This window comes from Halorubrum lacusprofundi ATCC 49239 (assembly GCF_000022205.1).
Lineage (GTDB): Archaea > Halobacteriota > Halobacteria > Halobacteriales > Haloferacaceae > Halorubrum > Halorubrum lacusprofundi.
Window position 1 is genome coordinate 1,738,501 of the sequence record NC_012029.1, and the last position, 12,200, is coordinate 1,750,700.

Annotated in this window: 14 protein-coding genes and 1 pseudogene; 7 read left to right on the plus strand and 8 right to left on the minus strand. The window is 69.0% G+C overall.

Translation table 11 applies throughout. The annotated features are described in order from the left end of the window. Positions 1-36: 36 nt before the first annotated feature. Entirely contained in the window at positions 37-606 is a 570-nt protein-coding gene (locus HLAC_RS08545; RefSeq protein WP_015910442.1) for a nitrous oxide reductase accessory protein NosL, read from the minus strand. A gap of 105 nt (positions 607-711) precedes the next feature. On the opposite strand from HLAC_RS08545, the gene HLAC_RS08550 reads away from it, so the two are divergent. From HLAC_RS08550 to HLAC_RS08560, 3 genes and pseudogenes are all read left to right on the plus strand, one after another. Then, positions 712-2,847: a NosD domain-containing protein gene (locus HLAC_RS08550; RefSeq protein WP_015910443.1), complete on the plus strand. Its 2,136-nt coding sequence runs from the start codon at positions 712-714 to the stop codon at positions 2,845-2,847. Further along, positions 2,840-3,604, plus strand: a pseudogene (locus tag HLAC_RS08555) (ABC transporter ATP-binding protein); the annotation flags it as partial. The gene HLAC_RS08550 and the pseudogene HLAC_RS08555, both read left to right, overlap by 8 nt. A gap of 206 nt (positions 3,605-3,810) precedes the next feature. Next, positions 3,811-4,674, plus strand: a complete 864-nt coding sequence (locus HLAC_RS08560; RefSeq protein ID WP_015910445.1) for an ABC transporter permease subunit — start codon at positions 3,811-3,813, stop codon at positions 4,672-4,674. Between the two features lie 28 nt (positions 4,675-4,702). Here HLAC_RS08560 and HLAC_RS08565 read toward each other — a convergent pair whose 3' ends face one another. Beyond that, on the minus strand, positions 4,703-5,050 hold the full coding sequence (locus HLAC_RS08565) for a DUF7471 family protein (RefSeq protein ID WP_015910446.1): 348 nt from the start codon (positions 5,048-5,050) through the stop codon (positions 4,703-4,705). 114 nt (positions 5,051-5,164) lie between these two features. On the opposite strand from HLAC_RS08565, the gene HLAC_RS08570 reads away from it, so the two are divergent. From HLAC_RS08570 to HLAC_RS08585, 4 genes are all read left to right on the plus strand, one after another. Continuing rightward, on the plus strand, positions 5,165-5,668 hold the full coding sequence (locus tag HLAC_RS08570; RefSeq protein WP_015910447.1) for a winged helix-turn-helix transcriptional regulator: 504 nt from the start codon (positions 5,165-5,167) through the stop codon (positions 5,666-5,668). 93 nt (positions 5,669-5,761) lie between these two features. After that, entirely contained in the window at positions 5,762-6,661 is a 900-nt protein-coding gene (locus HLAC_RS08575) for a sulfite exporter TauE/SafE family protein (protein ID WP_015910448.1), read from the plus strand. A gap of 81 nt (positions 6,662-6,742) precedes the next feature. Next, positions 6,743-7,429, plus strand: a complete 687-nt coding sequence (locus HLAC_RS08580) for an SCO family protein (RefSeq protein ID WP_049933447.1) — start codon at positions 6,743-6,745, stop codon at positions 7,427-7,429. 85 nt (positions 7,430-7,514) lie between these two features. Beyond that, complete coding sequence (locus tag HLAC_RS08585) at positions 7,515-8,198, plus strand: DJ-1/PfpI family protein (protein ID WP_015910450.1); 684 nt, start codon at positions 7,515-7,517, stop codon at positions 8,196-8,198. 72 nt (positions 8,199-8,270) lie between these two features. Here the strand turns inward: HLAC_RS08585 and HLAC_RS08590 are convergent, their stop codons facing one another. The 6 genes from HLAC_RS08590 to HLAC_RS08615 form a co-directional block, all read right to left on the minus strand. Beyond that, a complete protein-coding gene (locus HLAC_RS08590) occupies positions 8,271-8,750 on the minus strand; it encodes a universal stress protein (RefSeq protein ID WP_015910451.1) in 480 nt (159 codons plus the stop codon). 74 nt (positions 8,751-8,824) lie between these two features. After that, complete coding sequence (locus HLAC_RS08595; protein WP_015910452.1) at positions 8,825-9,127, minus strand: hypothetical protein; 303 nt, start codon at positions 9,125-9,127, stop codon at positions 8,825-8,827. Next, a complete protein-coding gene (locus tag HLAC_RS08600) occupies positions 9,124-10,416 on the minus strand; it encodes a helix-hairpin-helix domain-containing protein (RefSeq protein ID WP_015910453.1) in 1,293 nt (430 codons plus the stop codon). Before HLAC_RS08600 ends, HLAC_RS08595 begins: the two co-directional genes overlap by 4 nt. After that, positions 10,413-10,805: a hypothetical protein gene (locus HLAC_RS08605; RefSeq protein ID WP_015910454.1), complete on the minus strand. Its 393-nt coding sequence runs from the start codon at positions 10,803-10,805 to the stop codon at positions 10,413-10,415. The genes HLAC_RS08600 and HLAC_RS08605 overlap by 4 nt, the downstream gene beginning before the upstream one ends. Continuing rightward, entirely contained in the window at positions 10,795-11,370 is a 576-nt protein-coding gene (locus HLAC_RS08610; RefSeq protein WP_015910455.1) for a hypothetical protein, read from the minus strand. Before HLAC_RS08610 ends, HLAC_RS08605 begins: the two co-directional genes overlap by 11 nt. Positions 11,371-11,447: 77 nt before the next feature. After that, the gene (locus HLAC_RS08615) at positions 11,448-11,972 is read right to left on the minus strand and encodes a hypothetical protein (RefSeq protein WP_015910456.1); all 525 of its coding nucleotides are present in this window, start codon (positions 11,970-11,972) and stop codon (positions 11,448-11,450) included. Positions 11,973-12,200 lie beyond the last annotated feature (228 nt).

Here is a 12,200-nt window from a genome sequence, read left to right on the forward strand (position 1 = left end):
TCGTTTATAAGCGATACGCGACCTGCGCTCGGCTATTTATAAGGCTTCTAGCGTTCCGCGGTCCACGTCCTCGGCGGCCATCGGCTCGCCGCCGTACTCCTCGACGAACGACTCCACGTCTTCTTCCTCGCCGAACGAGATCAACTCTGGCCCCATCGCACCGACAACCTCGCTGCGCGCGACGACGGTGAGATCGATCATCCGGGAGAACGCCTCGCGCTCGACGTGCGAGGAGAACATCGTGTCGGATCCCTCCTGAAACACCTCCTGATCGACGAGCGAGTAGTCGGTGAGGAACGCCGCCCGGACGGTTCGTCCCGCGTCCTCGGCGTCGAACCGGTAGGTGTACGTGCAGGTGCTGCTGCAGAACTGTCCCGGCCGCCCGCCCTCCGGCTCGTCGTCCTCGAAGTGGATCTGTCCGACCGGACCGGGGTGGTCCGCAATGATCATGCCGCACTGGTCGCAGGCCCGCTCGCCGTCGAGCGAGACGGGAGTGATCGACGCGCTCTCGTCGCCCAGACAGCCGGCGGCGGCGAGCGAGAGACCCGCGCCGACCCCGGCCAGCAGGCGTCGACGCGACACCGACAGTGGTTCGGTTTCGGTCATCAGCGGATATTCGAAGACGACCGTCTTAGGCCCTCGGGACCGATTCAGACGCCTGTTCGAGGAACGAACCAGATCCGCTAAACCCTCCGCGATCGAAGGTCCTCCGTGACGCGTTTCGATCCCTACGGCGACCTGCCTCGCGCGCTCCGAATCGCGCTCGTCGCGCTCCTCCTCGTTGCCGCCGTCGCGACGGCCGGGGCGTTCGCCGCCGACCCCGAGGCGACCGCGCCCTCGCCGGCCGCCTACGACGACGTGGTCGAACTCGGGCTCTCCTCGGAAACGGACGCGCTGATGGCGGGGTCGGCGAGGGTGCCGCGGACGCAGGTCTTCTACTCGCAGCTCCAGTACGTCGTCGGGTACAACGGCGTCGAATCGTTCGCGGCGACGCTGGACGACGGTCGAACCGAACGCCAGTTCGGCTACCCGATCGCCGCCTACGTCGAGACGTTCGACGGCGCCCGACCGGGGACGATCGAGACCGGGCTGTTCGCAGCCGAGTCCGCCGGCGAGTGGACGCCGGCGGCGGAGGCGACCTACGTCGTCGGGAGCGACGCCCGGAGCCCGGCGGGCGAGACGGTCGTCCCGTTCCGCGAACGGGGTGCCGCCGAGGCGTTCGCCGCCGACCACGGCGGACGAGCGGTCGACTGGGAGACGGTCCGAAGCCGGTCGTTCGATACGGACTCCGCGGCGACGGTGCGCGCGATGGCCCCCGAGCGCTGGGCCGGAGCAGACGGCCGGATCGCGGCCGCCGAGCGCCGCGCCGACAGACCGGTCTCGGTCGTCGTCGGGGAGGACGCGCCGACGATCGAGGCGGCGGTCGCGGCCGCGCCGGCGAACACGACCGTCGTCGTCCCGCCGGGGACCTACGAGGAGACTCTGACGGTGAACGAGTCGGTCACGATCGCCGGTGAAGACGCACAGATCAGCGGTGACGGCGACGGGTCGGTGATCACGGTGCGGGCGCCGGACGTGGCGCTCACCGGACTCGCGGTCGACGGGAGCGGAGGACAGACCCGCGATCCGGAGGCGGCGCGCGAGGGTCGCGCAGACGACGGTGGGGTCAACGGTTCGGACGACGGCGAGGTGTGGGACACCAACATCCAACTCGGCTACGGTCACGGCGATGCCGGGATCCGCGCGATCGGCGCACCGGGACTCGTCGTCGACGACGTGACGGTCGAGGCGAACGCGAGCGGGCTGCTCCTCCGGGAGGGCTCTCACGCGGTCGTCCGCGACCTCCGAGTCGACGGGGCGGATAGCTGGCAGGACGGCTTCATGGGAATCGCGGGGATGGGGTCGCGAGTGACGGTGACCGACAGCGCGTTCGAGGGCGGCCGCGACGGGATCTACCTCCACCGTGCCGACGGCTCGGTCGTCCGGAACTCCACGTTCACCGACAATCGGTACGGGACGCACCTCATGTACACGGGCGACGCGCTGATCGCCGACAACGCGTTCCGCAACGAGCTGTTCGGCGGGATCACGGTGATGACCCGTCCCTCGGGCAACGCGATCGTCGGCAACGACGTGCGGAACTCCAGCGCGGGGGTGCAGGCGTCTGGTACCCGGACGTACGTCGGGTACAACACGCTCGTCGGCAACGAACTCGGCTTCTCGACCAGCTCGCGCGGGTCGCTGTACGAGCGCAACGTGGCCGCGAACAACGAGCTGGGCGCACGAGCGACCACGGTCGTCCCGTCGAGCCGGATCGTCGCGAACGACTTCGTCGGCAACGCGGACCACGCGACCGCCGGGGCGGGCGCGCTCCGGGTCTGGGCCGACGGCGACCGCGGGAACTACTGGGAGGGGGCAAACGTCGGGGTCCACGAGCCCGGCGAGCGAGCGTACCGCCCGACCGCCCCGGTCGACGCTGCCCTCCACCGCGAGGTCGCCGCGGTCGCCGTGCGCGAGTCGCCCGCGGTCGCCCTCCTCGACCGACTCCGGGGGACCGTTCCCGGGGCGCGCTCGGGGAGCATCATCGATCCGGCGCCGGCGGCGGAGCCGTACTCGCCGGACCGGATCGACGCCGCGCTCGACCCGGACGCGGGACCGGTCCGTGCCGACTGGCGCGCCGAACTGGGCGACGGTAGCGGAGAGAGCGACGAGGACGCAGCAATGAACGCACACGATCGGAACGCGACGAGCGGGGGTATCGGGCCGAGACCGCAGCGATCTGACCGGACGACGGTGCCGACTGTCGAGGGAGCGACCGCCTCGATTCGGGGTGTCAGCGATGCCTGACGAGACCGTCGCCGCCCTGTCGGATGTCACCCGGACGTACGGCGGCGTGCCGGTACTCGACTCGGTGTCGCTTACGGTCGAACCGGGTCTCACCGCCGTGATCGGCCCGAACGGATCTGGAAAGTCGACCCTCCTCGGAGTGCTCGTCGGCGCGACGGCGCCGACAGCGGGTGAGGTCCGCCACCCCGGCGCGACCGGGCCGAAGCCGATCGGGTACCTCCCGCAGCGGGTGCCATTCCGCGAGGGGTTCACGGCCCGCGAGACGCTCGCGTTCTACGCGCGCCTCGTCGGCGACGACCCGGACGCGGCGCTCGACCGGGTCGGGCTCGGCGACGCCGGCGATCGGCGCGTCGAGGCGCTCTCGGGCGGCATGCGTCGCCTGCTCGGCATCGCGCAGGCGGTCCTCGGCGACCCCTCGCTCGTGGTCCTCGACGAGCCGGCGAGCGGTCTCGACCCGGGGATGCGCGAGCGCGCGTTCCGCGCGGCCGCCGATCAGGCCGACGGCGACACCGCGGTCGTGGTTTCCTCGCACGCGCTCGACCTCGTCGACGACCACGCCGACCGCGTCGTGGTCCTCCGTCGCGGGGAGGTCGCCGCCGAAGGACCCCTCGACCGGCTGCTCGACGAGCACGGCGTCGCCAACGCGAGTGAGCTGTACCGCGTCGTGATTGGGGAACTGGGTGCGCCGGCAGGAGATGAAGGCGAGGGGCCCGACGACGAGGACGAGAGCGACGGAGAGAGTGACGACGGTGACGATGAGGGCGAAAGCGACGGTGACGATGAGGGCGAAAGCGACGGCGACGATGAGGGCGAAAGCGACGGTGACGATGAGGGCGAAAGCGACGGTGACGATGAGGGCGAAAGCGACGGTGACGATGAGGGCGAAAGCGACGGTGACGATGAGGGCGAAAGCGACGGCGACGAACCGGAGCCGACGGTCCACGTCACGGGGGTGTCGGACCGATGAGCGGCCCCCTCACCGGCGTCGCGACCGTGTTCCGACGCGAACTCGCGACGGTGGTCCGAACTCCGGGCTACGGCGTGCTGGCGGTCGGACTGCTCGTCGCCGTCGGCGGCCTCCTCGCGGCGGGCGGCGGGGGCGCCACCGGGTTCGTGCCGGCGGTCGTCGACCTGCTCCTCCCGACCGAGGCACTCGTCCCGCTCGTCGGGGTGGTGTTGGGGTACCGCGCGCTGCTCTCCGACGGCGCGAGCGGGGAACTCGCGGTGATCCGGACGTACCCGGTTCGGGTCAGCGAGTACGTCGCCGGGGTGTTACTGGCGCGGACGGTTGCGCTCGTCGCCGTGGTGGGCGTTCCGTACGCGGTAGTCGGTGCCGGGGTCTGGCTGACCGTCGCGCCGGACACGGGGATCTTCGCGACTCACGCCGGGATCGACTCGCCGGTGTTGTACCTCCGGTTCCTCGCGTTCGTCCTCCTGTTGGGCGCGGCGTACGTGTCGCTCGCGGCCGCCGTCTCGGCGCTCGCCGCGAGTCGTCGGAGCGCGATCGCGCTCGGGGTCCTCGCGCTGGTCGCGGGCGTGCTCGGCGGTGACCTCCTTCTGCTCCGCTCGCTCGGCGGTGGGGCATCGCCAGCGACGATCTCCGGATCGCTCGCGCTGGCGCCGAACGGGGCGTTTCGCGGGCTCGTCTTCGAACACGTGATCGGCGTCGCCTTCGCGCCGGAGGGTGGGTTCGTCTCGACGAACCGCGCGGTCGGATCGCTGGTCGGCTGGGCGCTTCTCGGCGCTGGCCTCGCGGGCGCGGCGCTGGCGTACGGCCGCCGCGTCGACGCGCTTCTCGAACGCGTCCGGAGCAGAATCGCCGGCTGAGAGAGCCCGTGAATTGGATAGTCGTCGGTCAGTCCGAGGCCGCGTCGTCGCTCACCGTTCCCGGGGCGTAGGCGTACACCGCGTAGAGGACGACCGCGGCGATCAGGAAGTCGAGGCTGTGTTCGAGGAAGTGATGGACCGGCATGGGCACGACGCCGAGGACGGTGCCCGCGCCCACGATCGATCGGGTGAGGAGAGCGCCGACGGCGACGCTTATAAGGGCGTACTGCGCGCTCCGGCGGCGGCGGTACGCGACGACGCTCACGAGAAAGAGCAGTCCCGTGCCGACGCCGGCGACGAACACGGTGGCGAGCAGCGGTAGCGACCCCTCTACGCCCCACCCTCCGGCGGCTACGGTCGCGGGAATCGGAATCACGCTGTCGAGTCGTACTGCGGCGAGCGACAAGAATACACTCCCCGTCCGCTCCCGCGCTGAGGGAACGCCCGCGCCCCTTTTAAATGCCGATCCGGTAGGTCACGACGAACACCCATGCCGGACACCAGAGCCCGGATCCGCCGACACGTCCGCGAGACGCCGGGCGTCCACTTCAACCGGGTGGGCCGCGACCTCGACATCGCCACCGGACAGGCGCAGTACCACCTCCGTCGGCTCGTCCGCGACGGCGAGATCGCGGTCGAGCGGATCGGCGGACGCGCCCACTACTTCGACCCGGCCTTCGACCCGTGGGAGCGGCGGACCGTCGCCTTCCTCCGGCGGGAGACCGCCCGCGAGATCCTCGTTCGGCTCCACGCCGACGGCCCGACTCGGTCGACGACGCTCGCGGACGAGCTCGACCTCGCACGCAGCACCGTCTCCTGGCACGTCTCGAACCTGGTCGAGAGCGGGATCGTCGAGAAGTCCGACGAGCGACCCATGCACCTCTCGCTCGCGTTCCCCGAGCGGACCGCGACGCTCTTCGACGAGGTGTCGCCGTCGCTCCCGGACCGGATCGTCGACCGGTTCGTTCGGACCGTCGACAGCCTGTTCGAGTGAGGGAGTTGCCCCCGCTCGCGGACTCCTCCTCTCGCCGTCGCGTTCGTCGATCGCACCAGATCCGTTAGGGCCGCCCCCGGCCACCGATCGACCATGCGCGAACTCGGGGCCGGCGTCGACTCGCTGGCCCGTCAGACACTCGTCCCCGCGACGGCGACGTGTGAGCCAACCGGGACGATCCACTCCGCCGAACCGCTGAGTCTCGGCGTGTTCCTGCTCGTCGGGCTCCTCGGCGGCGCCCACTGTCTCGGAATGTGCGGGCCGCTGGTCTCGACGTACGCGGACCGGATGCGATCCGACGCCGCCGCCGACGGTAACGGCGGTAACGGCGGCCCAGAGAGGACCGCACGAGCCGGCGGAAGCGACGATCTCACCGTGCGACAGGTGCGCCAACACGCGCTGTTCAACCTCGGACGAACGGCGAGCTACGCCGCGATCGGCGGGCTGTTCGGCCTCGCGGGGAGCCTCGCGTTCGTCACCGGCCGGACGGTGACGACGGTCGCCGACGACGTCCACGCGCTCACGGGATTGGTCGTCGGTGCGGTCGTCATCGCGATCGGCGTGCGGTACGCCCTCCGACTGGAGCTCCAGCGTATTCCGGTTCCCGGGATCGAAGCCGCCTCGGGGGTCGTCACCGGCCGGATCGTCCCCCGAATTGATGCGTGGGTCGGCAACTGGCGGATCGTCGGGCTCGGCGCCGCGCACGGGCTCTTACCGTGTCCCTTGCTGTACCCGGCGTTCCTGTACGCGTTCGTGCAGGGCAGCGCGCTCGGCGGCGCGGCCGCGCTCGCCGCGCTCGGGCTCGGTACCGTGCCGGCGCTGTTCCTCTTCGGAACCGTGTTCGGGTCCGTGAGCGTCGACACGCGGATGCGACTCCACCGCGCGCTGGGTGTCGCCTTCGTCGCGCTCGGGTACATCCCGCTTCAGCACGGCCTCGCGACGCTCGGCGTCCCGCTGCCGCACCCGCCGATCCCGTACTACTCGCCGTTATAAGCATCCGGATACTCCGGTTGTGAGGAGCCGTTCGACGCCCGCACCAGACCGGTTATGCGCCCGCGGGCCGTCGTTTGTGGCATGAAACGCCGGGCGCTGCTCGGAGGGATCGGCACGGCGACGATCGGCGCAGCCGCCGGATGCACGTCCGCGCTCGGCGGTGGGCCGGAGGGCGTCGTGCTCGATCCGCAGGAGGACCAGATCGCGGACAGCGAGGACCTCGCGTATCCCGCGTACGGCCAGTCGCTGCCGCCGTTCGAACTGCGGGACCCGATCGCCGGGATCACCATCGACAGCGAGGCCATCAATCGGACCGCGATCGTGACCGGGATCTTCACCTTCTGTCCCGCGGAGTGCGGGATCCTCCTCCGACGGCTCGTCGGGGTGCAACGCCGCGTCGCCGACGCGGGACTGACCGACGAGACGCTGTTCCTCCCGATCACGTTCGACCCCGAGCGCGACGACGAGGCGGCGCTGCGCGACAACGCCGAGTCGATCGGCGCGGACCTCGAATCGGGCAACTGGCACTACCTCCGCCCGGAGAGCCCGGAGCGAGCGAAAGCCGTCGTGGAAGACCGGCTCGGAATCGGGTTTGAGCGGACGACAGAGAGCGATCGGGTGCGGGGGTACGACTTCACGCACGTCGTCGTCACCCTGCTCGTCAACCCCGACGGGGTCGTCGAGCGCGCCTACCGGGGCGAACGGATCGACCGCGACCGCGTCGCCGGCGACATCGAGGCGGTCGCCGAGGCGTTCGACGGCGAGTGAGTCGAGAAGGGAACGCACAGTTGCTGGGGGAACGCACAGCCACCGGGGGAACGCACATGACGACCGAGCGCGTACGTCCCCGACAGTGAACATCGACATTCTGCTGTACGACGGGTTCGACGAGTTGGACGGGATCGGACCGTACGAGGTGTTCGACTACGCGTTAGGCTACGCCGCGGAGAGGGCGAGCGACGGTGCGGACGACGGCGGGACCGACGTCACCGAGCGACCGGGCCGCGTCCGATACGTCACTCTCGACGAGCGCGAGTGGGTGACCGCAAGCCACGGGACGCGGGTCGGCGTCGACGGCGTCCTTCCGGGGCCGAACGCCGACGAGGCGTCCGACCTGCTCGTCGTCCCCGGCGGCGGCTGGACCGCGCGCGACGAGGACGCGAGCGCGTGGGCGGAGGCACAGAAGGGCGACGTGCCGCGCGCGCTCGGCGAGTACCACGCCGCCGGTGTTCGGACCGCGGCGGTCTGTACCGGTGCGATGCTGCTCGCGGAGGCCGGCGTCACCGACGGGCGGCGCGCGGTCACCCACGCTTCGGCGATCGACGAGCTCCGCGAGTCGGGCGCCGCGGTCGTGGACACGCGCGTCGTCGACGACGGCGACCTGCTCACCGCGGGTGGGGTGACCTCCGGGATCGACCTCGCGCTCTATCTCGTCGAACAGGAGTTCGGCGAGGAGATAGCCGACCGCGTCGCGACCGTCATCGAGTACGAGCGTCGGTACGAGGTCGCCGGTGGGGAGGTGCGCAGCGAGGAATGAGAGAGTCGGAGCAGAGCGCGGCGAGAGCGAGGTCGTCGGGACGAATCGCGGCGTTCAACCGGTCGAGACCGGTCAGTTGCCAGCGCCGTCTTCGGGTAGGGGCGCGGTGTCCTCGGCGCCCTCACCGGCCTCGTTGGTCGTGGTGTCGCCAACGCCGTTGACCGTGATCACGGTGCAGTCGAGCTCGTCGCGAAGGTACGTGTCGATGTCGGGGTCGGAGAGGAGCTTCTGGACCATACGTCGCCAGCGTCCGGCCTGCTTCGAGCCGATGACGACCACGTCGGCGCCCTCGGCGACGATCTCCTCCAAGATGGTCTCCTCGACGAGGAACCCCCGGCGGACGACGTACCGCGCGCGGTCCAGCCGGCCGATTCGCTGTTCGACGGCGCGTTTCAGGTCGCCTCGGGAGACGCCGCCGGAGTTCTGGTACAGATCAACGTGGAGGACCGTAAGATCGGCATCCCGATCCTCGGCGACTTTCGCCGCCTCTCGCAGCGTCGCCTCGGAGTGCGACGACGGCGGGAACCGGACTGGAACCACAACGAGAGTCATGTCTCTACTATTGCATGCGGGGGATAAATACGCTATCGGTGCGAATAATCGAGTTGAGAATTGGGGCCTCTTCTTCACGCGACGGGAGCACCTGCGATCGCTGCGAACTGCTCCGGATCGAACCGGATGCCACCGACGGTGTCGACCCACGGGAGCCGTCCCAGCCGCTGGGCGCGCCCGTGCGAAAGGCGAACAATGGCGAATCCCGACTGATGGTGGAGCACGAGCCGACCCGACGTCCCCACCAGTCCAAGCAGGCCGGTAACGAACGCGTCGTGGTCGACCGCGTCTCGCCGCTTCATGAAGAAGAACCCCTCCGTCTTGGGGTCCGGTCCGGCGACCTCGATGGACGCGCCGAACCGCTCCGCGATGGTCATCGGCCCGCCGCCATCTGCGTCGCCTGTTCGATCCACCTTTCGGCCCTGTTCGTCGACGCTTGCGTTATCTTGGCGACGGTGTCCGGATCGAGCGCCGCCAGTTGTGAGACGTTGCGAACGCCCTTTTCACGGAGTCGGCTCGCGTACGTCGGGCCGATTCCGGACACCGCTTCGAGCGCAATCGACTCGCCGTGGCCGCCGAGCCGTTTCTGGAGTGCGACGATCTGTTCGACCGGAAGCGACAGTTCAGCGGCGATCTTCTCGGGATCCAATTTAATCAGAGAGTCGAGATCGGTGACGCCGGCGCGGCGGAGCCGTTCGACGACCGCCGCGCCGTTCTCGGGGTCGACGTCGACGATTGCCCGCCTGAACGCTTCCATGCGGGCTCGCTCGTCGTCGGCCTCGGGCTTCTTCGACTGGCTGGTGTCGTCGGCTTCGGGATCCTCTGACTGTCCGGTGTCGTCACTCTCGCTTCCCGCGTCGGCGTCAGATTCTGGAACCGGTTCCGCGGTCGGCTCGTTCGGCGTGTCCGGCTCGTTCGGTGTGTCCGGCTCGCTTTCCGGCGCCTCGGAAAGCACAAGATCGACCGGCGATCCGGGCTCGGTGACGGCGTAGGGCTCGGGGAACTGCTCGATGACGGTCCCCGGTGCAGTCTCCGGGTCGGTAGCGCGCTCGACCGTTCCGACAGCGAGGTTGGCCGCGGCGAGCCGGCGCGCCGCGACCTCGTGCGGCTGGCCCCGAAGATCCGGTACGTCAGTGTACGTCGGCCCGGCGTCCTCCGTCTCACCGCGCGGTGCGCGTAGCCGGAACGAGACCTCGCTGAGGTTCGCGGACACCGACGACTCGTCCAGCGACGGCAGATGCATCCGAATCCCCTCGTCGGTCTGAATCACGTTCGTCTTGAGCGTGAAGTCGACGTCGTCGACGCGGTAGCGCTCGCTCGCCAGATCGTCGTCGGCCTCTTGGAGCGCCGCACCGAGGTTCGCGAAGACCTGCTTCGGCTCCAACGCCGGCCGCTGTGCTTCCAGCTCTCCGACACGCTCTCGAAGCTCCTCGCGCTGCGCTTCCACCTTCGAGAGCTGGCGTTCGAGGGCGTTCCGCTCGCTTCGAACGTCCAGCACGTCTGTCTGCAGGCGAACGATCGACTCCTGTTGATCGGTGATCACCCGTTCGACCGCCGCCCGCTCGACCGTCTCGAACTTGCCAACGTCGATCTGGGGGATCTCCTCTAGCTGAAACGTCTCGGCGTAGCGAGTCGTGTCGGCATCGAAGGCGTACCGATCGCTCATGGGTTGCGAGACTCCGGTGGGACGGGAGCGATGCGGAGTCGCACTTCGCTGGCGATCTCGGCGTCTATATCGTACTCGTTCGCGGCGCGGTGATTCAGCGGGACGGCGCTCACGACCGGCTTGTAGGCACGGACCTCGTTGGTCTCCGGATCGCGGATCTCCTGCCCCTCGATCGACAGCGTCATCTCTAGGTCCGCTTCGACGTCGGCGAACCGGAGCCACGACGCGTCGAGGTCGTACGCGAGGCTTCCGTCCTCGATATCGCGGTCGATCGCACGCTGGACCTCCATCGAGCGGCGGTCCAGCTCCTCTTGGCCCTCGGCGACCGAGAACGCGACCGTCCGGATGAACTCCTTGAGCGGTCGCGCGAGCCACTCGTCAGTTGGCATGCTCGCCTCCGTCGCTGGCGGGGCTCGTCTCGCTCGCGTCTTCCGGTCCGACCGCGGCCGGCATCGGGGTCGGTTCGAGCCGCGCCGCGAGCCGAGCGTTCGCGCCGGCCTCGCGGTCGAACGTTCGCCGGTCGATCACGGACTGCGTGCCCGCTCGGAGGTCGAACGCCCGATCCGCGTGCTTGTCCTCCGGTCGGTCGTGTTCGGACTGGTCGCGTTCCGCGACACTCACATCCACCTCGACCTCGATGGTCGCGTCGCTGAATCGGTATCGGGCGGGCGTGAGCCCGAGTTCGAGCAGGGATCGGCGCTCCGTCGCCGCGGTGTCCGTCGTGACTGTCCCGTCCGACTCGATGGTACGAGTCAGCGTCGGGACGACATCGATCTCGGTCTCCGCGAGCGACGTGAGCGTCTCCGCGGCGTGCGCGTCGAGCGCGGTCTGGGCGTCAGCGACGCCCGCGGCCAGCAGGTAGACGAGGTCGTCGAACGGGACAGCCGCGACCGGTTGGGTCGGTCGAGCGGGGGCGGTACTGCGCGGTGGTAGGTGATGTGCTCGTAGTGGCATGGGTCTCACTGTTGCCGCTCTCCGTCCGCCGTGTGGACGGGTGCGAAAACGCACGCGTGGAGTAGCGGCGGGGTCGATCACTCCTCGTTGTCTTCGGGCTGTCGCTGGTCGATCGTCTCGACTTCGGGGAAGAGGTAGGGCGGTTCCGGAACCGGGACCATCGTGGTCTTCAGTTTGCTCGTTCCGTGGACCTCCTTGCCGAACTTCCGGTTGTGGCTCACGTCGGTCTGGATGCTCCCGCCCCACAGTCCGAATCCGGCGTGCGCCTCGGCGCTCACGTCGATGTCGGTCTCTCGTTCCGTGGTCGTCTTGATGTCCATCTCGACCTCGATGACGGCCTCCGAGAACTGGTAGAAGGTCGGGAACAACCCGGCCTGCAGCAGCGAGACGTCGATCGGGGTCGCGGAGGAGTAGGTGACCTCGCCCTCCGAATCGATCGTCCGCGTGATCGCCGGGACGACCTCGATCTCCGTCTCGGCGAGGACCTTCGCGACCTCGACCGAGTTCATGTCCAACTGGTTCTGTGCGTCCGCGATACCCTGACCCATGCTCGCGATCATCTCAGGGAACGGTACGTCGAGTAGCTCTTGCCCTACGGACATTCTTAATTAATTAACGTAATAGATATTAAATACGTATGTCAGAAGTTGGAGAGCATGTTGCCGGTTTTGAGATGATCGGGTGTCCGCCAGCGATCGTCGAAAGCCCACCCTACTCGGTTACGAGAGGCTATCTGAGAATGTAATGGGACCTTACTTCGGTTCGGTGAGTCAAAAGCAACTAAATCTAATCTCATTCTGATCGACGTCTCTCCAACCCTCTGAATAGAG